The sequence below is a fragment of the Methylobacterium sp. E-046 genome (assembly GCF_022829625.1).
Classification (GTDB): Bacteria; Pseudomonadota; Alphaproteobacteria; order Rhizobiales; family Beijerinckiaceae; genus Methylobacterium; species Methylobacterium longum.
On the sequence record NZ_JAKSYP010000172.1, the window covers coordinates 142,391 to 165,206 of the forward strand.

Below are 22,816 nucleotides of genomic sequence, written 5' to 3' on the forward strand. Positions count from 1 at the left end.
TTTCTGCGCGCGGAACATCCAAACACGACGCGCGACCCTGGGCAGGCGATTTCGCACTTGCAGCATGGCTGCGCTAGGATTAGGACGACCAAGCATCAAATTTCGGGAGCATCTGGCAATGACCCTTCGTATCCTCAGTGGTTTCGCCGCGGCAGCCCTCGCCGTGTCCGCATTCTCGGTTCCGGCTGCGCTGGCCAAGCCGGTGAGCGGGGCGAGCGCCGTCAAGATGATCGACACCGACAACGATGGCACCGTCGACATGAAGGAAGTGGAGGCGGTGGCCTCGGCTACCTTCGATCGCCTGGAGAAGGATGCGGACGGCACCCTTGATGCCCGCGAGCTGAAGGGTCGTCTGAGCCAGGCCGGCGTGAAGCGGGCCGATCCGGACAGCGACGGCACCCTCGACAAGAAGGAGTACCTCGCGGCGGTCGGCGAGCGCTTCAAGATGGCCGACCCGGACGGCGACGGTACCCTGGATGCCAAGGAGCTGAACTCGAAGGCCGGCAAGGCGCTCCTTGCCCTTATCAAGTGAGGCGCGGTGAGCGTTCCTGAAGGAGCGCGAAGGGAGGCCCTCGCGGTCGTATCCGCGGGGGCCTTCCCGTTTGTCGGCCTCAGGCGTCGGACGCCGCGTTGCGTTCGAGGAAGGCCCGCAGGTAGCCACCGGCGGCCCCCGCGCGTTCGACGGCCAGGAGGTGGGCGGCTCGCGGCAGGACCACGAGTTCGGCCTGAGCGATCCCCCGGCAGATCTCCTCCGCCATCGCGGGCGGCGTCGAGGAATCATCGCGTCCGGCGATCACGAGTGTCGGCGCGGTGATGGCGGGAAGAACCGGCCTCAGGTCCATGCGTCCGATGGCGCCGCAGCAGACCGCGTAACCCACCCGGTCGCAGGCCAGGAAGCGCGCGCGCACCGCCTGGATCGCCTCGGGCGCGCGTTCGGCGAAGCCGGGGGTGAACCATCGGCCCAGGGTCGCCTCGACGACGGCGCCGGTGCCCTGGCTCCGGACGGTGTCGGCGCGTTCGTTCCAGCTCTGCGCACTCGGCAAGTGCGCCGCCGTCGCCATCAGGGTCGCGCTGAGCACCCGTTCGGGATGGGCGCTCGCGAGGGCCTGAACGGTCATGCCACCGAGCGACAAGCCCACCAGATGGGCGCGGCCGATCTCGAGGGCGTCGAGCAGTCCCGCGAGGTCACCGGCTAGATCGGCGATCTCCGCGGGCGCGTCGCGGGTCTGCGAGCCGCCATGTCCTCGCGTGTCGTAGCGCAGCGTGCGGAACCGGTCCCCCAGTACCGGCAGCACTCCGTCCCACATCTCCAGCGTTGCCCCGAGGGAGTTCGAGAAGGCGACCACCGGGGCGTCCTCCGGTCCCGCGAGGACGTAGCGGAACGTGAGTCCGCCGATTGCGATCTGGGACATGCGGTAACCTCCGAATGACGGTCTCACCTCCGCGGCGCATCACGCCCGCAGGAAGCAAGCCCCGTCGAGATAGGTCTCGCTCCGGCCGATGGGCAGCACCCGCCGAAACAGCACGGGCCCGTTCGCCACAGGATCCGCCGTGCCCGTGATGCGAGGCCGCAGCCCCGATCGCGATCGTCGCTCCCGTGCTCCGGACCGCGGGCGTGCCGCCGCTCGGAGTGAGCGCTCGTCTTGCCGGCGGTCCCGCTGAGGGGGCATCGCGGCGTCCCGGTCAGGCGCGGCCCAGCGCTATCAGGCTCCAGCCGCGCTCGTGCAGGTAGTACAGAACCGTCTTGGTCACGGTCTCGGTCGACGCGATGGACCCCGCGATGAGGACGTTCCCGGTAAACAGGTAGGACAGCACCAGCGTGTCCAGGCTTCCGATGATGCGCCAGCTCACCGCCTTGGCGATCGAGCGGACCCGGCTCTCGCGGGCGAGCGCGGCCCGCTGCTCCGCGGGGACCGGACCGGCTCGGTCCTGGGCTGGCACACCTTCCCGGCCATGTCGGAATCCTGCGGTTGATTCACCGGCCAACGCGCGGATCGGCGTCGGGTCCACGGACCGCATCACGGTCCCTCCGGAATGCTGGCGCCGGCGGCCAGCCTGCAACATGTGTCGATGCGGATCACGGACATTCGCCCGGCACAGCACGCTGCGAAGCGGGAGGGTTACGCGCGATGCACGAGCCTTCGGTTCAGGATCCTACATCCCGCGAGCCTGCGACCCGCCCGGCTGAGATCTGGGAGACGGTAGCCGGTTTGGTCACCGCGAAGGTTGAGCCGGTAATCGGACGGGGTGAGACGCTGCGCGGTCCGGCGACCGACGACCTGCGCGATCTGGAGGCGCTGGCGGGGCGCCACTGCGACAGCCCCGACACGGTCCAGATCATCGCCTCAGGGCGGCGGCTCCTCGGCGATCGTCGCGAGATCGGTCCGCCGGAGGGGCCCTTCCGGCGGACCTGAGCACCCGGCCGCGGTGCGCGCGGAACGTGAGGCGGGCGCTAGGATGATCTGCGGTTCGACGGGACAGTGGTCGCGTCCCGCCCGGTCCGGGACCGGATCAGGACGATGGCCGCAGCCACCGCCCAAGCCGTGCAGGTCGGCGCGACCCATTGCTGGAGGTTCGGAAGCGTCCAACCGTACAGGAACTCGGCGCCGAGATGCGCCTCAACGGCCTCCCAGCCGGCATGCTTGAGGTCGTGCTCGCGCTGTCCGGCCTCGCGGCCGTAATAGTAGCTCGACACGACGAGGGCTGCGGTGACTTCCGGGCGCGGACCGCGCAGCGCGACCATGGCGACCGCCACGCCCACGGTCTCCAGGACCGCCGTGAGGGCGTGACTGGCCGCCGGGTTCGCGATCATGAAGGCGACGAGGGATTCGAGCATGCGTCCGCGCTTACACCGGGCCGGTGGATCTGCGGCCGAGAGCGTCTCGGATCGGCCGCGCGGGTGACGCGCCGGCCATAGGGGTACCGAGGAGCGAGAGGATGAACGACGCGTACGATCTCGGCCGCTTCGTGGCGGCACAGGAAGGCATCTATCCGCGGGCGCTGGCGGAGCTTCAAGCCGGGGAGAAGCGCAGCCACTGGATGTGGTTCATCTTCCCGCAGATCGCCGGGCTGGGCCTCAGCTCGATGGCGCGGCGTTACGCGATCCGGTCCCTCGATGAGGGACGCGCCTATCTCGGCCATCCGCTGCTCGGGCCACGCCTGCGCGCCTGCACGGCAGCCGTCAACGCCCTGTCCGGACGCTCGGCAAACGCGATCTTCGGGACTCCCGACGACGTGAAGTTCCGCTCCAGCATGACCCTGTTCGCCGCCGCCGCACCGGAGGAGCCGTGCTTCGCGGAGGCGCTGGCGCACTACTTTGCTGGCTCACCCGACCCCCTCACCCTGGAAAAGCTTGGCTGAGCCGGGCGGGTCAACGGCCCCACAGGCCCACCCGCTCGGCCCGGGCCTGTTCTTCGGCGCCGAGAAGGTCGGCCGGCGCATCCTCGGAGGCGCGCGCGCCGCCCGCCGCGAGGATCAGCGCGGCGAGATCATCACCCTCGATGCGACAGCGCGCCGTGGCGCTGTCCGAGACGCCGGTGCAGACCACTTCTCGCCGCCGCAGATAGCTCGCGAGCTGGCGGGCGAGGTGGCCGCGCTCGCCCTCGACGCCGAGGAGGCGCACGGGTCGCCCGCGCAGGGTCAGCGTTCCGGTATCGATCACCTCCGGCACACCGCGGACCTCGCCGGCCGCCGCCGCACCGGCCGGAGTTGCGACTGCGCGGGCCGCCTCGGCGCGCTCCGCCGCGGGCCGCGGCTTGCCCTTCGTGAGCTTCTCGGAGGCCCGCTGGACGAAATCGTGGAAGATCCCGGCCGGCATCTCGCCGCCGAACATCCGGTTCATCGCGCTGTCGTCGTCGTTGCCGATCCAGACTCCGACCACGAGGTCGGGCGTCATGCCGATGAACCACGCGTCCCGGAAATCCTGGCTCGTGCCGGTCTTGCCGCCGATGATCTGCCCCGGCACCCGCGCGGCTCGGCCGGTGCCGGATTCCACCACCGCCTGGAGCGAGTCGAGCATCATCGTGCGCGGCTCCTGGGCGAGGCTCGTTCCGCCCGCCGGGTCGGCGTGGACGTAGAGCGGCTGCGGGGTGCCGCCGCGGATCGCGTGGATGGCGAAGGCGTCGAGCGGGGTGCGGCCGGCGAGGACCGAGCCGTAGGCCCGGGTCATCTCCAGCAGGCTGACGCCGCCGGAGCCCAGGACGAGGCTCGGCACGTTCGGAAGGTCGGACTGGATCCCGAGCTTGCGCGCCGTGGCGATCACCGCCGGGATGCCGACCTCCTGGCCGAGTTCCGCCGCCACCGTGTTGATGGAGAGCGCGAAGGCGGTCCGGAGCGGCACCGACCCGCGGTAGCGCCCGTCGTCGTTCTCCGGCTCCCAGTCGCCGATCTTCACCGGGCGATCGACCACGATCGATTCGGGCGTGAAACCCTGCTCGTAGGCCGTGAGGTAGACGAGCAGCTTGAACAGCGAGCCCGGCTGTCGCTTGGCCTGAACAGCCCGGTTGAACTGGCTGTCCTCGTAGTCGCGCCCGCCCACCATGGCGAGAATCGCTCCCTCCTTCGACAGCACCACCATGGCCGCCTGGCCGACCTTGCGGCGCGCCCCGTCCTTGTCGAGGCGGCGGCCGACGATGCCTTCGGCGAGGCTCTGGAGGTCGAGGTTGAGGGTCGACCGGACCGTGATGTCGCCGTCCTTGCCGGCCAGGCGCTTCACGTCGCCCGCGATCATGTCGAGGAAGTAGTTGGTGCCGGGGGGCGCCTCGGGCGGCGACTTCAGGGTCACGCTCTGCTTGCGGGCCGCGTCGGCGGCGGCCGGGGTGATCGCTCCCGTCTCGACCATCGTCTGGAGCACCACGTCGGCGCGCTCCTTTGCGCCGCCGAGGTTGCGTGTCGGGGCGAGCTGCGAAGGCGCCCGCACCAGCCCGGCCAGCATGGCCGATTCCGGGAGGTTCAGGGCCTTGGCGGGCTTGCCGAAGTAGCGCCGGGCGGCCGCGTCCGCGCCGTAGGCACCGGCGCCGAAATAGGCGGTGTCGAGGTAGCCGAGCAGGATCTCGTCCTTGCTCATCGTCGCCTCCACGCGCAGCGCCAGGAACGCCTCCTGGACCTTGCGCCAGAGCGACTTTTCCTGGTTGAGGGAGGTGAGACGCGCATATTGCTGGGTGATCGTCGATCCGCCCTCGCGCACGCCGCCGCCCGCGAAGTTGCGCCAGGCCGCCCGGGCGAGCCCGCGCAGGTCGATGCCCCAGTGGCTGTAGAAACGCCGGTCCTCGATCGCCACGATCGCCTGGGCGAGGTGCGGCGGCAGGTCGGCCTGGGTGAGCTTCTGACCGCGGAAGCTGCCGCGTGTGGCGAAGACCCGCCCGTCGTCGGACTCCACCGTGATCGCCCGCTGTCCGGTCTCGACCACGGCCCCGCCGAGCGGCGGCAGCGTCAGAAGCGCGGCGAGCAGGTAGACCGCCAGGGCCAGGACCGGCAGCAGGATCGCGGCGCCGGCGAGGCGCAGGACGGGAATCCGGCCCCCGCGCCGGAATCCGGCCGCCCTGGCGCTCGGCCGCACGGCGGGGGCTGGCGGGCGGGCGGTCGAGGCCGCGTCGGGTCGCAGGCGAGCGCGGCCCCGCGCCATCAGGGCGCCGGACCGCGCCGATGCCCTGCGCCCGAGGCGGACGACGCCGCGCGCGGCCGCCGCGATCAGGACCCACAGGTGGCGGACGAGGTCCAGCGCCGCGCGCCGCGCCTCCCGGGCCGCCAAGCGCGGATCCGGGGCGGGGGCGGCCGATCCGGAATCCGGTCTCGGCGGTGTCGGCTCCTCGGCCGGGGCGCGTTCCGGCGCGTCGGGCGTCATCGCAGTGCGGCTTCCGGGACCGGGGGGTTCCGGTCGACGGCGTGTCTTAAGCCTCATCCGGATCCCTGTCCCACGCTGCGGGGACGCAATCCCGCCCGGCGAGCGTCGGACCGCGGGCCACCTGCGGTCACCGCCGGGCCGGCGGGAGCGTCGAACCGTGCTGGCTGCGCAGCTTGAAGGCGAGGATCAGCAGGAGCACGCCGAACGCGAACGTGTAGGAGCCGATCCACCACGTCAGCACCAGGGCCGACATGCCCGGGTTGATGAGGAGCGCGGCTCCGAACAGGATCGACACGACGCCGCCGAGGACGAGCCACCAGCGCCCGTAATGCAGATGCAGGCGGAACGCGGCCGCGATCATCAGGCCGCCGGTGACCAGCGCCCAGGCCGCAAGCAGGAGGACGAAGGCCCAGACGGCGGCCGCCGGCACGAGCACCGCGGCGACGCCGACGATGACGTCGACGATGCCCTCCAGCAGCAGGAAGCCCCAGCGCTCGTGCCGCTGCGCGGCCCGGACGGCGCCCACGATGGCGAAGACGCCGTCGGCGAACATGTAGGCCGCGAAGAACAGCACCAGGGAGAGCACGAAGGCGCCCGGCGCCACGAACGCCAGGATGCCGAACAGGATGGCGACGACCCCGCGCAGGGCGATGAGCCACCAGTTGCGGGCGAGGGCCGCGCTCATGGCGTCGAGGCGCGCGACCCCGACGAGGGGGACGCCGGAGGATGAGGTGGCGGTCGGACCTGGGTTCGGGCTGCTGGTCATGGCTGGACTCCGGAACGTGCTGGCAGTGCACGGCAAAGGTTCCCGGCGCAGAACGCCGCACTGCGGCAACCGTTCCTGAGCCCCGGCCAGACGATAGGGAACCTTGTAGCAGGGCCCGGCTTGTGAAGGTCGAGGCGGGCGATGTGCAGCGCCCGGTCGCTGCGAGGCGACCGGCCCATCGGGCGACGATTTCCCATGTTTGACGATCAGCGGCAGGCCTCCGAGGCCGAGGCGTGCGCGCGGCCGGTCGACGGCCGGAGCGGTGCGGTCGATCGCGATGTGCTCGACCTCGGCCGGGACCGCGCGGCTGCGGACCGCGAGACCACCCGCAAGCCCGGCACCGAAGACGCGGATCCGGCCGAGGACCCGGATACGCAGGACGGCGAAGGCGACGACGGCGACGATGATGCTTGGGCGCGGCGGCCCAACATTCTGCGGCGCCACCCGTTTGCGTTCCTGCTCGGCGGCCTCGCGGTGGTCGCCCTCTGCGTCGGCATCTTCTTCTACTGGCTCCTGTACATGCATCCGTACGAGAGCACCGACGACGCCTTCGTCGACGCGCGCAGCATCGCGATCCAGCCGAAGGTCGGGGGCTACCTCGCCGAGGTGCCGGTCACCGACAACCAGCACGTCGAGGGTGGTCAGGTGCTGTTCCGGATCGACCCCCGCGACTACCAGATCGCGCTGGAGCAGGCGAAGGCACAGGTCCAGGCCGATCAGGCCGCGATCCGGAACATCGACGCGCAGATCCAGGCGCAGAACGCCAACATCGACGTGTCCAAGGCGCAGGTCGCCACCGCCGAGGCGGCCCTGAAATTCGCCCAGGAGGACGCGGCCCGCTACAAGGACCTCGCCGAGCGCGGCTCGGGCTCGGTCCAGCAGTCGCAATCCGCGACCTCGACGCTGCAGCAGCGGCAGGCCTCCCTGCAGAGTGCCAGTGCCAGCGTCGTCGCGGCCCAGAAGCAGATCGGCTCCCTCCAGGCGCAGAAGGCCTCGACCGAGGCGCAGCTCGCCCGCGACGCCGCGCAGGTCGAGCAGGCCGAGCTGAACCTCGGCTACACCACGATCCGGTCCGTGCAGCCCGGCCGCATCGTCCGGCTCACCGGAGGCAGCGGACAACTCGCGCAGGCCGGCCAGAGCCTGTCGATGTTCGTGCCCGACGACATCTGGATCACCGCGAACTTCAAGGAGACGCAGATCACCGACATGCGCCCGGGCCAGCCGGTCGACGTCGAGATCGACGCCTATCCGGGCCGCAGGATCCACGGCACCGTGGCCTCCGTGCAGCCGGGCTCGGGCACAGCCTTCAGCCTGCTGCCGGCGCAGAACGCCACCGGCAACTACGTGAAGGTGACGCAGCGTATCCCGGTGAAGATCGTCGTCGAGGAATGGCCGAAGGACGTCGCGATCGGTCCGGGCATGTCGATCGTCCCGACCGTCACGGTGCGGTGAGCGCCGTGACCGGCCAAGCGGGCGCCGTGCCCGGGCACAAGTCGAAGGCGGGCCGGGCATCGTCCGGCCAAGCATCGTCCGGCAAGGGGTCTTCCGGGAAAGCGTCTTCCGGGAAAGCATCGTCCGGCACGGCACCGGGCGGCCACAACCCGTGGCTGATCGCCGGCGTGGTCGCGCTGGCGACCTTCATGGAGGTGCTCGACACCACCATCGCCAACGTGGCCCTCCGCTACATCTCGGGCGGCCTCGCGGTCGGCCCCGACGAGGCCGCCTGGGTGGTGACGAGCTACCTCGTGGCCAACGCCATCACGCTGACGGCCTCGAGCTTCCTGGCCAAGCGCTACGGCCGCAAGGCCTTCTTCATGTGGTCGGTGGGCCTGTTCACCGTCGCGTCGATCCTGTGCGGCTTCGCCTGGAGCCTGGAATCGCTGCTCTTCTTCCGGGTGCTGCAGGGACTCGGCGGCGGCGGCATGGCGCCGCTGGCCCAGTCGATCCTGGCGGATTCCTTCCCGCCGGAGAAGCGGGGGCAGGCCTTCGCGCTCTACGGCGTCGCCATCGTGGTCGCGCCCGTGATCGGGCCGACGCTCGGCGGCTGGCTGTCCGACAACGCATCCTGGCACTGGTGCTTCCTGATCAACGGCCCGGTGGGCGTCATCGCCCTCGGCCTGATGCACTGGCTCATCGAGGACAGCGAGGCGGCCAAGAAGGAGCGGCGCGCCCTGGTGCGCAGGGGCATCCGGTTCGACAGCGTCGGTTTCCTGCTGGTCGCCCTCTTCCTCGGCTCGCTGGAGGTGATCCTCGACGAGGGGCAGCGGAAGGACTGGTTCGGCACCTCGACGCTGATGAACGTGTCCGGCGTCCTCATGGTGGTCTCGTTCGTGGCCATGATTCCGTGGCTCCTGAACGCGAAGAACCCCGTCGTCGACCTGAGGCTCATCGGCAACCGGCAGTTCGGATCCTGCTTCGTGGTGATGATGTTCACCGGGGCGATCCTCATCTCGACGACGCAGTTCATCCCGCAGATCACCCAGGAATATTACGGCTACACCGCCACCCTGTCGGGACTCGTCCTCGGCCCGGGCGGCATCGTCACCGTGGTGATGATGTTCCTCACCGGGCGCGCCTCGGCGTTCCTCCAGCCGAAATGGCTGATCGCCACCGGCATGGCCATCGTGGCGCTCGGCATGTACGACCTGACGCGGATCGACGGCACCACGACGTTCTCGTTCTTCGCGTGGTCGCGGGTCTACATCGGCATCGGCCTGCCGATGGTGTTCCTGTCGATCACCTCGGCTTCCTACGAGGGCATCCGCAAGGACCAGACCGATCAGGCCTCGGCGCTGATCAACGTCGCCCGCAACGTCGGGGGCTCCATGGGCGTCTCCCTCGCCCAGAACATCCTGGCCTACCGCGGCCAGTTCCATCAGAGCCGGCTGGCGGAGAGCGTGAACTCGACGGCGCCTGCGTATCAGGAGACCATGCGGCAGGCGACGCAGTACTTCTCCGAGCACGGCTACGCCGGCGTCGAGGCGAAGAGCCAGGCAACGGCGTGGATCGGGAGCGTGCTGAGCACGCAGGTAGCCTACTGGGCCTATATCGACGTGTTCTGGGTCCTCGGCGTCGTGGCCGCCTGCGCGGTGCCGATCGCACTCAGTCTCAAGAGCGTGAAGCGTGGTGGCGGCGCCCCGGCCGGGCATTGAGGCGGGAGTCGAGGTTCAAGAACGTGGACCGCGCCCCGCACGTCGCGCGGTCCTCGGTTTCGGAACGGAACTCCACCCGCGGCCGGATCCGCTCGCCCCGAGCGACCGTCACACCCCGTCCGGCGGCAGCGCTTCCGTCACCTCGACGCGGCGGCTGCCGGCGGGCGCGGGCGTCTCCTCGGCGGCCACCTCGGTCGGGGCCGGCGGCTTCTCCAGGGCCTCCGCCACCGCGGCGACGCCCTGGTAGCGGGTCAGGCGCCGGTCGATCATGCCGTCGATCCGCCCGTGCAGTTCCGCGACGGTCAGGCTGCGGCGCTTGCCGCCCGTCTTCTGGGTGAACAGGCTGCGGTTGGCCCGGGCAGCGCTCCGGAATTCCCGTCCCGCGACCTCGTCGGGCCTCTCGGACGAGAGCGACAGGAAGCGGCCGGCGCTGGCCGTGCCGAGGAAGTGGGCGAGGTACAGTTCGGTCGTGGTCAGAGCGCGGCCCACACGGGCCTCGATCCGCTCGCGGTCGCGCTTGATCAGCTCGGCCGCCATCAGCGCCGCCACGCGGGGATCGTTGCGCAGCCCGAGAACCCGGGTGCGCATGCCGGCCGTGACGGTGATCGCGGAGCCGCGACCCTTCACGGAGGCGGCCTCCTCGGCGAGCCCGTAGCGGGCCCCGTAATCGCGGATCATCTCCAGCCACGTGCGGGCCACGAACTGGAACAGGCCTTGCGCCGAGGAGGTCGCGGCCTTCGCGTCCGTGTCGAAGCTCGATTCCTTGTCGGCCAGCGCCATCATGTAGACGGGGTCGACCCCGGCCTCGTCGGAGGCCTTCACGATCGTGTCGACCACCTTGCGCGGCACGCTCCGCTCGCCGAACTGAACGGTGGTCTCGCCTTCCCCCTCGGTCACCCGCGGAAGGGTCGCGAGGTCCTCCTGGACCAGCGCCGTGGTTGCCGGCTCCTGCTCGGGCACCGGCAGGCCGTTCCAGGCGGCCGGGGTGTCGATCTCCGGCGCCGGAGCCTGGTCCAGGCTCGTCCGGAGGGACAGCTCCTGCGCGAATGCCGCGACGGCCTGCGCCTGTGCGGCGAGCGCCTGCGCAGCGAGGTCCTGTGCGGCGCGGGGGCTGGTATCGACGCGGTCGTGAGCCTGCGCGGCAGGCGCGAAATAGGCGGGCGCGAAGGCGGCCTGCGGCAGGCCGAACCCGGCGACGAGGCCGAGTGCCAGCGTCGACGAGAGGTGCCGGATCCCGCTCCGGCCCGCGCGGCGGCGTGGCCGGCGCGTCATCGTGCGACCGGCGCGCGGCAGCCACGCCACGGCTTCATCTTCGAAATGGCCCGCGCCGTTCCGGATCTGCGGCACGAGTCGGCTCACGTCGTCGGCGCGACGCGCCGGCTCCGGGAAAACCCCCATCACTGGTCCTCTTCCGATTGGTCCTTACGTCGGCCCGACGTCTTCCGGCCGGGCTCCTTGAAGCGGCGGCCCTATCGGCGCCGGCCGTGACCAGAATGGGACGACCGCGTGATCCAAGCGTGGCACGGTCAAGGAAGGGTTAACCGTGCGCGTTAAGGCCGTCCGGGCGCCGCGATCCCGCCGTGGATGCGACGATGGAGGCGCAAAGTTGTCGCATTCAGCTTGGAACGCCGCACGTCCGAGCCAGTTAGGTACGGCCCGGGGGGCAGAACTTTCCGTCCCAAGACGCCACCCGCGTCCCCACAAGGACTCTAATTTCCGATGAGCATACAGTCCGGTCGCCGCGTCGGTGTCGCCTTCGTTGGCATGGGAGGCGCAGTCGCCACCACCGCCATCGCCGGCATCGAGATGATCAAATCCGGCTCGAACCGGCTCGACGGGCTGCCGCTCGCCGGCCTCTCCGTTGCGGGCATGGTGGACTACAAGGATCTCGTCTTCGGCGGATGGGATCTCAACGGCGACGATCTCGGCGCGGCCGCGAGCGGCCACGGCGTGCTGTCGAAGGACGACATCGATAACGGCGCCCAGGTCTTGAAGGGCATCACGCCCTGGCCGGCCGTCGGCAGTGCCAAGTTCTGCAAGAACATCGACGGTCAGAACCGCATCGTGGCCAAGGATCACCGCGAGGCGGTCTCCGTGATCGCCAACGATCTCCGCCGCTTCCAGAAGGAGAGCAACCTCGACGACGTGGTCGTGGTGAACCTCGCCTCCACCGAGCGCTGGCCCGACCTGAACGACCCGACCCTGAACTCCGCGGCGGCCTTCGAGAAGGGCCTCGATTCCAGCGACGAGTCGATCTCGCCCGCGATGCTCTACGCCTACGCGGCGATCAAGAGCGGCATCCCCTACGCCAACTTCACCCCGAGCGTGGCCGCCGACGTCCCGGCCCTCCTCGACCTCGCCAGGGAACTGAACGTTCCGGTGGCCGGCAAGGACGGCAAGACCGGTCAGACCATGATGAAGACCGTGCTGGCTCCCGCCTTCAAGGCGCGGGCGCTCCACGTGGACGGCTGGTTCTCGACCAACATCCTGGGCAACCGCGACGGCCTCGCCCTGAACGATCCGAACTCGCTCCAGTCGAAGCTCAACACCAAGGGCACGGTGCTCGACTCGATCCTCGGCTACCCCGTCGAGGACCACTTGGTGCACATCCACTATTACCGCCCGCGCGGCGACGACAAGGAAGCCTGGGACAACATCGACGTCACCGGCTTCATGGGCCAGCGGATGCAGATCAAGGTGAACTTCCTCTGCAAGGACTCGATCCTGGCCGCGCCGCTCGTCATCGAGATCGCCCGCGTCCTCGATCTCGCCAGCAAGCGCGGCGACGGCGGCGTGCAGGAGCAGCTCTCGACCTTCTTCAAGGCTCCGATGGTCAAGAACGGCCACGGTCCGGAGCATGCCTTCGGCAAGCAGGAGAAGATGCTCCACGACTGGCTGGGCGTGCACTGACCGGGCGCTGACGCGTCACCGCGGACGCTCCTCCCCCGGGCGGGAGGGGCCTGGAGACGGCGGGCGCCCCCCGGACGCTCGAGCCTGCGCCACGCCATCCCCCTGTGGCCCTTCCCACGAGGGAAGCGGCCTCGCGCCTTCAGTTTCGCGCCTTGACGGTCCAGAAGTATCCGCGCGGAATCCGGCGAGGACCCCGCGCGCATTGCCGACCGCTGTCTGAAAGAGCCGATGTCCAGCGACAACCAAGGATCCGGCCCCGCGGCGCCGGAAGCGCTGCGCGACCTGCTGGTCGAGATGAACGACCTCAAGCGCGTCCGCTCCGCCGGACGCACGGGTTCGATCGCCGAGCGGCTGTTCGCGCAGGGGTGGGGTCTCCTCACCGGAGGCACTCCGCCGGACGACGTCGCCCTCGACATCACCGCGACCACCCTCGCGGCGACGCGCCTCTGCGACCTCGACGCGGCCTTCCTGACGGCGGCGGGCCTGTCGGAGGAAGCGGCCAGCGCGGTGCTGGTCGCGGGCTTCGATGCCGTGACGGGTGACCTCGATCCGGATCTCCGCGCCCGGTTGCGGGCGCGGCTCGCCCCGCGTCCGGCCGGTCAGCCGGGCCCGTTGCCGGGTTTCGTCGGCGCCCTGGCGCAGCAGCCGCGCGCCGGCGTCACCTGTCCGGGACGCGCCCGCATCCTGCTGGAGCCGCCCGAGAACCACGCCGAGCATTGCCTGATCGTGGCCGCCTACGGCGTCTGCCTCAGCCCGTTCTACCGGGCCGACCCCGGCACCGTGTTCCTGGCCGCCATGGCGCACCACTTCCACAACGCCGCGATGCCGGATGCGGGCTTCACCGGCGAGATGCTGCTCGGCGATCATCTGGGGCCGATCATGGCCGCCACCACCGCCTGGGCCCTGGACGAACTCGCCGAGCCCCTGCGGGGTCAGGTCGAGCGCGCCCGCGCGGTGCTCCCCGACGACGCCACCGCCGAGGGCCGTGCCTTCCACGCGGCGGATTGCATCGACCGGGTCCTGCAGATCGCCCAGCACCTGCGCGGGGCCTCGACCACGATGGGGATGGTGCTCGACGAGTGGGAGCTGGTCCATGCCGGCCCCGTGAAGGGTTTTCACGACCGTGTCCTCGCCGACATGCGCATCCCTTGATCGCCCGACCCATCCGCCCATCTGCCCGGGCGGTCCCGAGAGCCATGATCCCCTTCGAACTCAGATCGCCGGATACCGGCCACCCGCTGAAGGCCGACGGCCCGCACGCCCTGCGCGACGCGGTCACCGGCGCGCGCTGGCCCGTGATCGATGGCATCCCGTACCTGCGCGTCGGCCGCGACACCCTCATCGAACGGGTATTGGCGCATCTCGACGCGGGTGAGCCCGACGAGGCTCTGGCCGTCCTGCTGGTCGATCAGGACGAGTGGTGGAACGGCCCCCCCGCCGATCCCGCCGGGATCATCCGCCTCATCAAGGATCGCCGCACCGCCACCCTGCGCGACGCGGTCGAGCTCCTCGGGTGGGGACGCGTCGGCGACTACTTCGTGCACCGGTGGAGCGACCCGACCTACCTGGCCGGCCTGTCGCTCCTGGAGGCGCACTGGAACGAGCCGACCTGCGTCTTCGAGTTCGCCTGCGGCATCGGTCATTACCTGCGGGAGCTGCAGCGCCGCGGCTGCAAGGTCGCGGGGGCCGACGTGGTCTTCGCCAAGCTCTGGGTCGCGCGCCACTGGGTCGTGACCGAGAAAGCGCAGCTCGTCTGCTTCGATGCGGGCTCGCCGCACTGGCCGATCCCGGGGGCGCCGGTCGATCTCGTCGTCTGCAACGATGCCTTCTACTTCCTCGACGACAAGGCGACACTCCTCGACTGCCTGCGCCAGAATGCCGGCGACGACGGGTGGCTGGCGCTCAGCCACATCCACAACAGCGACTGCCCGGGTTTCTCGGCCGGTCGGGCGGTGGCCGCTGAGGAGATCGCCGAGCTGTTCCCCGACGCCTTGGTCTACGACGACGCGGAGCTGACCCGGGCGCTCGTGGCGGCGCGGGCGCCGGGTCCGCAGGAGCCCGCGGCCCTGCGGAGCTGCGAGGCCTTCTCGGTGGTGTGCGGTCCCGGGATGCGCCCGGCACCGCGCGCGCTGGTCGACGGTCTGACCCTGCCGAAGCCCGGTACGGTGCTGCGGCTCAACCCGCTCTACGAGGCCGAGGGCGAAGGCTACGCCATCCGGTGGCCGTCGGAACGCTACGAGGCGGAATACGCCCCCCGGGCCACCTACCCGCTGCACTCCCCCGGTCCCGAAACGCTGACCTTCGCGGAGGGCCTCGACGCGGCGGAAATCCAGCGCGTCCGCGTGCGCGAATTCGTCGACCTGCCGGAGCGGTGGTGATGGACGCGGTCGGCTGGGGCATCGTCGGCTACGGATGGGTCGCCCGCGACTACATGGAGCCGGGCATCCGCGCCGCCGGCCACCGATTGGTCGCGGTCTGCGATCCGCATCCGGACAGCCGCGCCGCCGCCGAGCGGGCGGGCGCCCGCGGCCATGCCGACCTCGCCGGCCTGATCGCCGAGCCGGAGGTCGAGGCCGTCTACGTGGCCACGCCGAACCATCTCCACCGGGGCGCCGTCGAGGCGCTGGCTGCGTCCGGCAAGGCGATCCTGTGCGAGAAGCCGATGGCGGCGACGCTCAGCGACGCCGAGGCGATCACGCGGGCGGTCGAGAGCGAGAAAGCCTTCTACGGTACGGCCTTCGACCAGCGGCACCACCCGGCCCACCGTGCGATCCGCGCCCAGATCGAGGCCGGCCGGCTCGGAACCGTGACCACCGTGCGAATCGTCTACGCCTGCTGGCTCGGGCGCGACTGGTCGGAGGCCGGCCAGCCGAACTGGCGGATCGACGCCGCCCAGGCCGGGGGCGGCGCCCTCATGGACCTCGCCCCGCACGGGCTCGACCTCGTGGATTTCCTCCTCGCCGAGCCGATCACGGACCTCGCGGCCCTGACACAGACCCGCGCCCAGGACTACGCCGTCGACGACGGCGCCCTGCTGATCGGGCGCACGCCGAGCGGCGCGCTGGCGAGCCTGCACGTCGCCTACAATTGCCCGGACGCGCTGCCCCGCCGTCGCCTGGAGGTGGTCGGCACGAAGGGCATGCTGGTGGCCGAGAACACGATGGGACAGACGGCCGGCGGATCGCTGACCTTCATCGACGGCGCGAGCGGGCGCTCCGAACCGGTCGCCTTCGACCGCGACCGGTCCCCCTTCACCGAGCAGGTGCGCGCCTTCGGCTCGGCCCTGCGCCGGCCCGAGGAGCGGGTCGCGTATTCGGCCGCACGCGACCTTCACACGATGCGGCTCGTCGCCCGCGCCTACGGGCAGGGGTAGCGACCACAGGACAGGACGACCAGACGCCGACACACCACCCGCTCCATCCCGTCCCCGCCCTCATCCTGAGGTGCCCGCACCAGCGGGCCTCGAAGGAGGGCTCCAGCCGGCCGCACGGTCCCTGAAGGGCTCCTTCGAGGCGTCCGCTGCGCTCCGCCACCTCAGGATGAGGGGTCGGGTGGGACATGACGGCGGAACGGGCGGATACGAGAGGGACGGGACCATACCTTGACCAACGCAGACGCCTTCCACGACCAGGACGACCGCGCCCGCCACGAGCGGATCAAGGCGCCGCGCTCCTACCGCTTCGGTGCCAAGCGGCCCATCGAAGGTCTGCCCGCGATCCTGCCCGATCCCGTGCGCGCCTATCTCGACGTCCTGCCGGAGGGCCGCGTCGTCGGCTTCCCGCTGGCGCCGCTGGACCGCACCGGCATCCCGGTCTGGTTCGTGGCCCTGTTCCTCGACGACCCGTTCTTCGTCGGCGCGATGCCGTCGGGCATCGGCTACGGCGCCACCGACGACGAGGCGCTGATCGGCGCCGTGGCGGAGATTGCCGAGAACCTGATGCCGTCGCTGGCGGTGCTGCCCCGGGCCAAGGAGCGGGCGAGCTACAATGATCTCGCGCGCGTCTACGGCCTGAAATCCGTTGCCGACCCGCTGACCCTCTGCCTGCCCGCTGGCTCACCGGTCGGCCGCGACACGGTGCTCGAATGGACGCCCAGCGTCCGGCACGCCACGGGCGAGATCGTGCTGATGCCCCTCGACGTGGCCGCCACCGACTATTTCGAGCTGTCGGAGGGCTACCGGCCCTTCACCAATCTGATCACCAACGGGCTCGGCGCCGGGCCGGACGTGCCCTTCGCGCTCGGCCACGGGGTGCTGGAGCTGCTCCAGCGGGACGGCAACGGCCTGCTGTTCCGGGCCCTCGACCAGGGCGTGATGCTCGATCTCGACGGCATCGGCCCGGAGAACGCCGCGATGCTGGCCCGGCTGAAGGAGCTCGGGATCCGCGCGCTGCCGAAATTCGCCACCGACCAGTTCGGCCTGACCAACCTCTACGTCGTCGGCTACGACGAGGACCCGGCGCGCACCCCGGCGCCGATCGCGCTGTCGGCCTGCGGCGAGGCCTGCGATCCGGACCGGGAGCGGGCGCTCCGCAAGGCGCTCCTGGAATTCCAGGCCGCGCGGGTGCGCAAGACGTTCGGGCACGGCCCCCTCGACATGGCCGCCACGGTGACGCCGCCGGGCTATATCGACGCGTTCATCCAGAAGGCGCTGCCGAGCCTCGACCTGGAAGAGAGCCGCGCACTCCAGGCGATGCTCGAATGGATCGAGATGCCGGCGGGCGACCTCCGGGGCGTCCTTGCCGACACCGTCTATTCCCAGCGCAGCACCAAGCGCTTCGCGGAGCTGCCCTCGACCCCGGCCGCCGACGGCCATGCCCGGGGCAAGATCGCCTGCGACCGGCTGCTGGAGGCCGGGTTCGACGTGCTCTACGTCGATTGCACGCCTCCCGGCGGCGGTGTCGGCGTGGTGAAGGCGATCGTGCCGGGGCTCGAGGTCGAGACCATGAGTTATTACCGGATCGGCGAGCGCAACACGAGGAAGCTCCTCGACCGCGACCATCCGCTGATCCGCTTCGGCACCGAGAGCGAGACCCTGCGCCCGGTGCGGCTCACGCCGGAGGCCCTGGAGCGGTTCGGCGGCCAGCCGCTGTTCGACGTGGCCCTGGCCGAGACGATCGTCGGGCGGCACTATCCGCTTTACCGCGAGCCCGAATCGCACCACGCGCCGTTCCGGCTCGCCCAGCGGAAGGGGAGAGAGGCGTGACGCTCCGGTTCGCCTACAACACCAACGGCGCGGCCAACCACCGCCTCGACGACGCGATCCACCTGATCAAGGCGGCGGGCTACGACGGCGTGGCCCTGACCCTCGACATCCACCACCTCGATCCGTTCTCCGAGACCTGGGCGGCCGAGGCCGGCCGGGTGGCGAGCCTGTTGGAGAAGCTGGAGCTGACCTGCGTCATCGAGACGGGCGCCCGCTTCCTCCTCGACCCCAATGCCAAGCACGAGCCGACGCTGGTGACGGCCGACGCCGCGGGCCGGGCGCGGCGGGTCGGCTTCCTCAAGCGGGCGATCGAGATCGGCGCCATGCTCTCCGCCGAGGCGGTCTCGTTCTGGGCCGGCGTCCCGAAGCCCGGCGTCGATCACGGCGAGGCCCGGCGCTGGCTGGCCGAGGGCCTTCACGAGGTCGCGGGTTTCGCCACCGAGGCCGGGATCGTAGCCTGCCTGGAGCCGGAGCCCGGCATGCTGATCGAGACGCTCGACGACTACGCGGCCCTCGACATCCCCGGGTTGAAGCTCGCCCTCGACACCGGTCACTGCCTCGTCACCGGCGAGCGCGAGCCGGAAGCGGCGGTGCGGGAATTCGCCGACCGGATCGGCACCGTGGCAATCGAGGACATGAAGCGGGGCAGCCACATCCATCTCCCCTTCGGCGAGGGCGACATGGACGTGCCGGGCGTGCTGGAGGCGCTGGAGGCGGTCGGCTTCGGCAAGCTGATCTGCGTCGAGCTGTCCCGCGAGAGCCACCGGGCCGACGTGATGATCCCGCAGGCGCTGGACTATCTCCGCGGCTGCCGGCGCTCCGGCCCGGTGCTGGCCGGCAGGCAGGAGACACGGCGTCAATGACGGTGAGGGTGATGCCGCGGCGGGCCGAGGATGCGGCGCAGGCCCCCTCATCCGCTCGCGAGAGGACATTCCGGAACTTCTCCTCCTGCCGGATCGATGGCGTCGCGCGATGAGAATCCTCTTCCTCAGCCGCCGCTACTTTCCCGCCATATCGGGCATGAGCGTCTACTCGCAGAACCTGCTGCGTGAACTGGCTGGCGCCGGCCACGACGTGACGATGATCTCGCAGTACCGGGGCGACGCCTTCGGGACCCGCGTCTACGGGGGCGGTCCGCCGCCGCCGGTGCCGGGCGTGCGGGTGATCGGCCTGGAGCAGCTCGGCGAGCAGGAGGCGGGCGATTTCGAGCGTGATATCGCCACGATGGTCGACGCCATCTGCCGGGAGCACGCGCGTGAGCCCTTCGACATCCTGCACGCGCAGTACGGCTACCCCACGGGCTGGGCGGTGCTGCTCGCCGCGCGCAGGCTCGGCGTGCCGAGCGTCGTCTCGATCCAGGGCGGCGACGGCCATTGGGTCGGTTCCTGCTGCGAGACCCACAGGGTCGCGATGTGCGAGGTCCTGGCCCATGCCAACGCGCTCCTGATCGGCGGCGCCTCCTTCGTGAACGAGGTCTGCGGCCGGCTGGGATCGGATCCCGCCCGCTTCACGATCGTACCCGGCGCGGTTGATACCGACCGCTTCGCGCAGGGGACGCCGGACGGGCTGCCGGCGCCCCATGCCGGTCCGGTGCGGCTGTTCTACCACGGTCGTGTCGACCGCCGGAAAGGCGTGCTCGATTTCATCAATGCCCTGGCGATCTTGCGCGAACAGGGCACGCCGTTCGCCGCGACCATCTCGGGGATCGGACCGGACGTGGAGCCGGCGCAGGCGCTCGCCGCGGAACTGGCCTTCTCGGCGGCCGAGATCGCCTTCACGGGCTACGCCGAGTACGGTTCGGTGCCCGATCTCTACCGCCGCGCCGATGTGTTCGTCTCGCCGACCTACGCGGAGGGGTTCTCCAACACGATCCTGGAGGCGCTGGCGGCCGGCCTCGCCACGGTGTCGTGCCACGCCGTCGGCGTCTCGGACTGCCTGCGCGACGGCGAGAACGGATTGCTGGTCGATCCCGGCGACGTGCCGGCGCAGGCCGCCGCGCTGACCCGGATCATCACGGACGAGGAGTTGCGCCGCCGCATCGCGACGGCCGGCCTCGAGGAGTGCCGGCGGGTTTATTCCTGGCACGCGGTCGGGCAGCAGATCATGGAGATCTACGGGCGCGTCCGGCACGAACGGCCGGCCACCGACTTCACGCCGGACCTGCCTTACGATCCGAGCTGCCGGTTCCGAGCCGAACCGCATCTCCTCTGAAGGCATCGCTCACGCGGGATGACTCGCCCAGCCTATCATCCCGAGGCGCGGCGCTCCGGCGCCGCGGGAGGCGGCGGCGGATTGGACTTCGCCCCAGCCGAGAGGCCTTGAAACGTGCCAATTGCCCTCGCCCTGTCACCCCATCTCGACGACGCCGCTTTCTCCTGCGGCGGCCTCCTGGCGAGCCTCGCCGCGGACGGCTGGCGCGTGGTGATGGCGACCCTGTTCACCGGCAGCGTCGCCGAGCCGAAGGGCTTTGCGCTGGCCTGTCAGCTCGACAAGGGCCTGCCCGCCGGGATCGACTACATGGCGCTGCGCCGGGATGAGGATATCGGCGCCGCCGCCGAACTCGGGATCGCGCCACCCGTCCATCTGCCGTTCCGGGAAGCGCCGCACCGGGGCTACGGCTCGGCGCCGGACCTGTTCTCCGACACCCGCCCGGACGACGGCATCGCGGCCGATCTCGCCCCGGCCATCGCGGAGCTGATCGCGGCCGAGAGCCCCGACCTCCTCCTGGCGCCGCAGGCGATCGGCGGACATGTGGACCACGTGCAGTTGGTCCGGGCGCTCCGCAGCCTCGATCCGGCGCAGCCGATCCTGTGGTGGCGCGACTTCCCCTACACCGTGCGCGATGCTGCCCCGAAAGCGCCGCTGGCCGCGTCGTTCACGAATCTCGCCGAGCCCACGATGCGTCTCGGTCCGGATGCGCAGGCCCGGAAGCGGGCATCGTGCGCCGCCTATGCCAGCCAGATCGGCTTCCAGTTCGGCGGTCGCAAGGGCCTCGATGCGCGGCTCGCCCAGGAACAGGGAGTCGAGCGCTATCGATTGTCCGGCCGGCTCGGTGCAGCCATCCGCGGCCTCGATGTCGGCTGAGCCGCAGGCGCCGAAGTCCCTGGCTGATCCGGACGCCCTCGCGGCCCGCCGCGCGATGATCGGGGCTCCGCACATCGCGCCGATCCGGGCGCTCGGCGACCGGATCTCCGCGGAGCGCGGGGCGCCGGTCCCGGTGCCCGATCCCCTCGACGGTGGGGTCGGCGCGCGGATGCTGCTCCTCCTGGAGACGCCCGGTCCGGCCGTGCTGCGCACCGGTTTCGTCACCCGCGACAGCGCGAACGGCACCGCCGCCAACCTGTTCCGCTTCCTCGCCGAGGCCGGCATCGCCCGGACCGACACCCTGATTTGGAACGCCGTACCCTGGCTGATTCACCCGGAAGGCGCGCTCAACCGCGCCCCCCGCCGGGCCGAGATCGCGGCCGCCGGGCCCTATCTGGAGCCGCTCCTCGACCTGCTGCCGCGCCTCGCGGTGGCCATTCTGGCCGGCCGCCATGCCGGCGAGGCGGCCCCTGTGGTCGCGGCGCTCCGACCCGACCTGCCGGTGATCCGGGTTCCGCACCCGAGCCCGACCTACGTCTGCACCTCGCCGGACGTGCCCGCCCGCATCCGGCGCGGTCTCGCCGAGGCGGCCGCGATCCTTGGCCGAGCGGCAGGTTGCGGATAGAACAGCGCACACCGTCGGACCTTCCCTGGCCTTAAGCGCTTGTTCGGCCTACATGCGGGGCAACGGGCCGCGGTCCGGGAGATCCCGGCATAGGCTGACGGCCTTCGGCCGGGCCGCGCAGCCGGAAGGGCGGACGCCGAACGGCATGAATTTTCAGGGACAGCACAGGGACGCGGCCGAGAAGGCCGAGCCGGTCCAGCACGACGACGCTGCCGCCGCGAAGCGCAAGATCCGGCGCAGCCGCTATGCCTGGATCGGCACGGCCGCCAGCATCGTGCTGGTCGCGGTCTCCCTCGGCGTGCTCTGGAAGCTCGTCCAAAGCGTGAGCTGGGCGGAGGTGCGCACCGCCATCGCGGCCGCCACCGCCGAGCAACTCGGCCTCGCCTTCCTGTTCGTCGGGATCAGCTACCTGTTCCTCACCGGCTACGACGCCCTCGCGCTGCGCCAGCTCAAGATCAAGGTGCCCTACCGGATCACGGCGCTCGCCTCGTTCACCAGCTACGCGGTGAGCTTCACCCTGGGCTTCCCGCTGCTCACCGCCGGCACGATCCGCTACTGGATCTACGCCCGGCAGGGCCTGTCGACGGCCAAGATCGCGGCGCTCACCGTCATCGCGGGCTTCACCTTCTGGCTCGGCATGGGCGTCGTACTGGGCCTCAGCCTGATCATCGAGGCGGGCCAGCTCGCCGGGCTCGCCTTCACGTCGATCCGGATCAACCAGGGCGTCGGGCTCGCGGCGCTCGCCCTGGTGCTCGGTTACCTGGCCTGGGTCTCGGCCAAGAAGCGCAGCATCACCGTGAAGCAGTGGCGCCTCGAGCTGCCCGGCGCCTCGGTGTCGATCGGGCAGATGATCGTCGGGATCGGCGACGTCTGCGCGGCCGCGGCCGTGCTCTACGTCCTGCTGCCGCAGGAGACGACGATTGGCTTCACGACCTTCCTGGCGGTCTACGTGCTCGCCGCCATGCTGGGCATCGCGTCGAACGCCCCGGGGGGCATCGGCGTGTTCGAGGCGACGGTGCTGCTCGCCCTGTCGAGCCTGCCGCGCAACGAGGTGCTGACCTCGCTCCTCCTGTTCCGGGGTTGCTACTACGTCGTGCCCTTCGTGACCGCCCTCGCGATGCTCGGCCTGTATGAGATTGTGAAGCGCGCGGGCGGTGCGCGCGATTCCGGGCCGCCGGAGGGCACCGCCGGACCGTCCGGCCGGGCGTGGCGCGACAAGACCGAGTCGCGGTAA

At 70.9% G+C, this 22,816-nt stretch carries 21 protein-coding genes; 15 read left to right on the forward strand and 6 right to left on the reverse strand.

The window, feature by feature from the left end:
* Positions 1-118 precede the first annotated feature (118 nt).
* Positions 119-532 (forward strand): EF-hand domain-containing protein, encoded by a 414-nt coding sequence (locus tag MKK82_RS16415; protein ID WP_238286702.1) that lies wholly within the window; start codon positions 119-121, stop codon positions 530-532.
* 79 nt (positions 533-611) lie between these two features.
* On the opposite strand, the gene pcaD is transcribed toward MKK82_RS16415, so the two are convergent.
* Positions 612-1,412 (reverse strand): 3-oxoadipate enol-lactonase, encoded by an 801-nt coding sequence (pcaD, locus tag MKK82_RS16420; RefSeq protein WP_238286700.1) that lies wholly within the window; start codon positions 1,410-1,412, stop codon positions 612-614.
* Between the two features lie 271 nt (positions 1,413-1,683).
* On the reverse strand, positions 1,684-1,941 hold the full coding sequence (locus tag MKK82_RS16425; RefSeq protein ID WP_243986269.1) for a DUF2061 domain-containing protein: 258 nt from the start codon (positions 1,939-1,941) through the stop codon (positions 1,684-1,686).
* Positions 1,942-2,129: 188 nt separating this feature from the next.
* On the opposite strand from MKK82_RS16425, the gene MKK82_RS16430 reads away from it, so the two are divergent.
* Positions 2,130-2,414, forward strand: coding sequence for a hypothetical protein (locus tag MKK82_RS16430; protein ID WP_238286697.1), 285 nt, complete (start codon positions 2,130-2,132; stop codon positions 2,412-2,414).
* A 38-nt stretch (positions 2,415-2,452) separates the two neighbouring features.
* Here MKK82_RS16430 and MKK82_RS16435 read toward each other — a convergent pair whose 3' ends face one another.
* Positions 2,453-2,836 (reverse strand): hypothetical protein, encoded by a 384-nt coding sequence (locus MKK82_RS16435; protein ID WP_238286696.1) that lies wholly within the window; start codon positions 2,834-2,836, stop codon positions 2,453-2,455.
* Positions 2,837-2,937: 101 nt separating this feature from the next.
* Between MKK82_RS16435 and MKK82_RS16440 the strand changes: the two genes are divergently transcribed.
* Complete coding sequence (locus tag MKK82_RS16440) at positions 2,938-3,360, forward strand: DUF1810 domain-containing protein (protein WP_238286695.1); 423 nt, start codon at positions 2,938-2,940, stop codon at positions 3,358-3,360.
* Between the two features lie 10 nt (positions 3,361-3,370).
* Here MKK82_RS16440 and MKK82_RS16445 read toward each other — a convergent pair whose 3' ends face one another.
* Together MKK82_RS16445 and MKK82_RS16450 are read right to left on the reverse strand one after the other, a co-directional pair.
* Positions 3,371-5,842: a PBP1A family penicillin-binding protein gene (locus MKK82_RS16445; protein WP_238286694.1), complete on the reverse strand. Its 2,472-nt coding sequence runs from the start codon at positions 5,840-5,842 to the stop codon at positions 3,371-3,373.
* A gap of 127 nt (positions 5,843-5,969) precedes the next feature.
* Positions 5,970-6,608, reverse strand: a complete 639-nt coding sequence (locus MKK82_RS16450; RefSeq protein WP_238286693.1) for an HdeD family acid-resistance protein — start codon at positions 6,606-6,608, stop codon at positions 5,970-5,972.
* A gap of 195 nt (positions 6,609-6,803) precedes the next feature.
* Between MKK82_RS16450 and MKK82_RS16455 the strand changes: the two genes are divergently transcribed.
* On the forward strand, positions 6,804-8,060 hold the full coding sequence (locus tag MKK82_RS16455; RefSeq protein ID WP_238286692.1) for an HlyD family secretion protein: 1,257 nt from the start codon (positions 6,804-6,806) through the stop codon (positions 8,058-8,060).
* Positions 8,057-9,760, forward strand: a complete 1,704-nt coding sequence (locus MKK82_RS16460) for a DHA2 family efflux MFS transporter permease subunit (RefSeq protein WP_238286691.1) — start codon at positions 8,057-8,059, stop codon at positions 9,758-9,760. Before MKK82_RS16455 ends, MKK82_RS16460 begins: the two co-directional genes overlap by 4 nt.
* A gap of 108 nt (positions 9,761-9,868) precedes the next feature.
* Here MKK82_RS16460 and MKK82_RS16465 read toward each other — a convergent pair whose 3' ends face one another.
* Positions 9,869-11,158: a transglycosylase SLT domain-containing protein gene (locus MKK82_RS16465; RefSeq protein ID WP_238286689.1), complete on the reverse strand. Its 1,290-nt coding sequence runs from the start codon at positions 11,156-11,158 to the stop codon at positions 9,869-9,871.
* Positions 11,159-11,479: 321 nt separating this feature from the next.
* Between MKK82_RS16465 and MKK82_RS16470 the strand changes: the two genes are divergently transcribed.
* From MKK82_RS16470 to MKK82_RS16515, 10 genes are all read left to right on the forward strand, one after another.
* A complete protein-coding gene (locus MKK82_RS16470) occupies positions 11,480-12,670 on the forward strand; it encodes an inositol-3-phosphate synthase (RefSeq protein ID WP_238286688.1) in 1,191 nt (396 codons plus the stop codon).
* 228 nt (positions 12,671-12,898) lie between these two features.
* Positions 12,899-13,822: an HD domain-containing protein gene (locus MKK82_RS16475; protein ID WP_238286687.1), complete on the forward strand. Its 924-nt coding sequence runs from the start codon at positions 12,899-12,901 to the stop codon at positions 13,820-13,822.
* Between the two features lie 44 nt (positions 13,823-13,866).
* A complete protein-coding gene (locus tag MKK82_RS16480) occupies positions 13,867-15,048 on the forward strand; it encodes a class I SAM-dependent methyltransferase (RefSeq protein WP_243986271.1) in 1,182 nt (393 codons plus the stop codon).
* Complete coding sequence (locus tag MKK82_RS16485; RefSeq protein ID WP_243986273.1) at positions 15,048-16,043, forward strand: Gfo/Idh/MocA family protein; 996 nt, start codon at positions 15,048-15,050, stop codon at positions 16,041-16,043. Before MKK82_RS16480 ends, MKK82_RS16485 begins: the two co-directional genes overlap by 1 nt.
* 228 nt (positions 16,044-16,271) lie before the next feature.
* The gene (locus MKK82_RS16490) at positions 16,272-17,873 is read left to right on the forward strand and encodes a YcaO-like family protein (protein ID WP_238286684.1); all 1,602 of its coding nucleotides are present in this window, start codon (positions 16,272-16,274) and stop codon (positions 17,871-17,873) included.
* Positions 17,870-18,736, forward strand: coding sequence for a sugar phosphate isomerase/epimerase family protein (locus MKK82_RS16495; RefSeq protein WP_238286683.1), 867 nt, complete (start codon positions 17,870-17,872; stop codon positions 18,734-18,736). The genes MKK82_RS16490 and MKK82_RS16495 overlap by 4 nt, the downstream gene beginning before the upstream one ends.
* 109 nt (positions 18,737-18,845) lie before the next feature.
* Positions 18,846-20,084, forward strand: coding sequence for a glycosyltransferase family 4 protein (locus MKK82_RS16500; RefSeq protein ID WP_243986275.1), 1,239 nt, complete (start codon positions 18,846-18,848; stop codon positions 20,082-20,084).
* 114 nt (positions 20,085-20,198) lie between these two features.
* A complete protein-coding gene (locus MKK82_RS16505; protein ID WP_238286681.1) occupies positions 20,199-20,957 on the forward strand; it encodes a PIG-L deacetylase family protein in 759 nt (252 codons plus the stop codon).
* Positions 20,947-21,582 (forward strand): uracil-DNA glycosylase, encoded by a 636-nt coding sequence (locus MKK82_RS16510; protein ID WP_238286680.1) that lies wholly within the window; start codon positions 20,947-20,949, stop codon positions 21,580-21,582. The genes MKK82_RS16505 and MKK82_RS16510 overlap by 11 nt, the downstream gene beginning before the upstream one ends.
* Before the next feature lie 145 nt (positions 21,583-21,727).
* Positions 21,728-22,816, forward strand: a complete 1,089-nt coding sequence (locus MKK82_RS16515) for a lysylphosphatidylglycerol synthase domain-containing protein (RefSeq protein ID WP_243986277.1) — start codon at positions 21,728-21,730, stop codon at positions 22,814-22,816.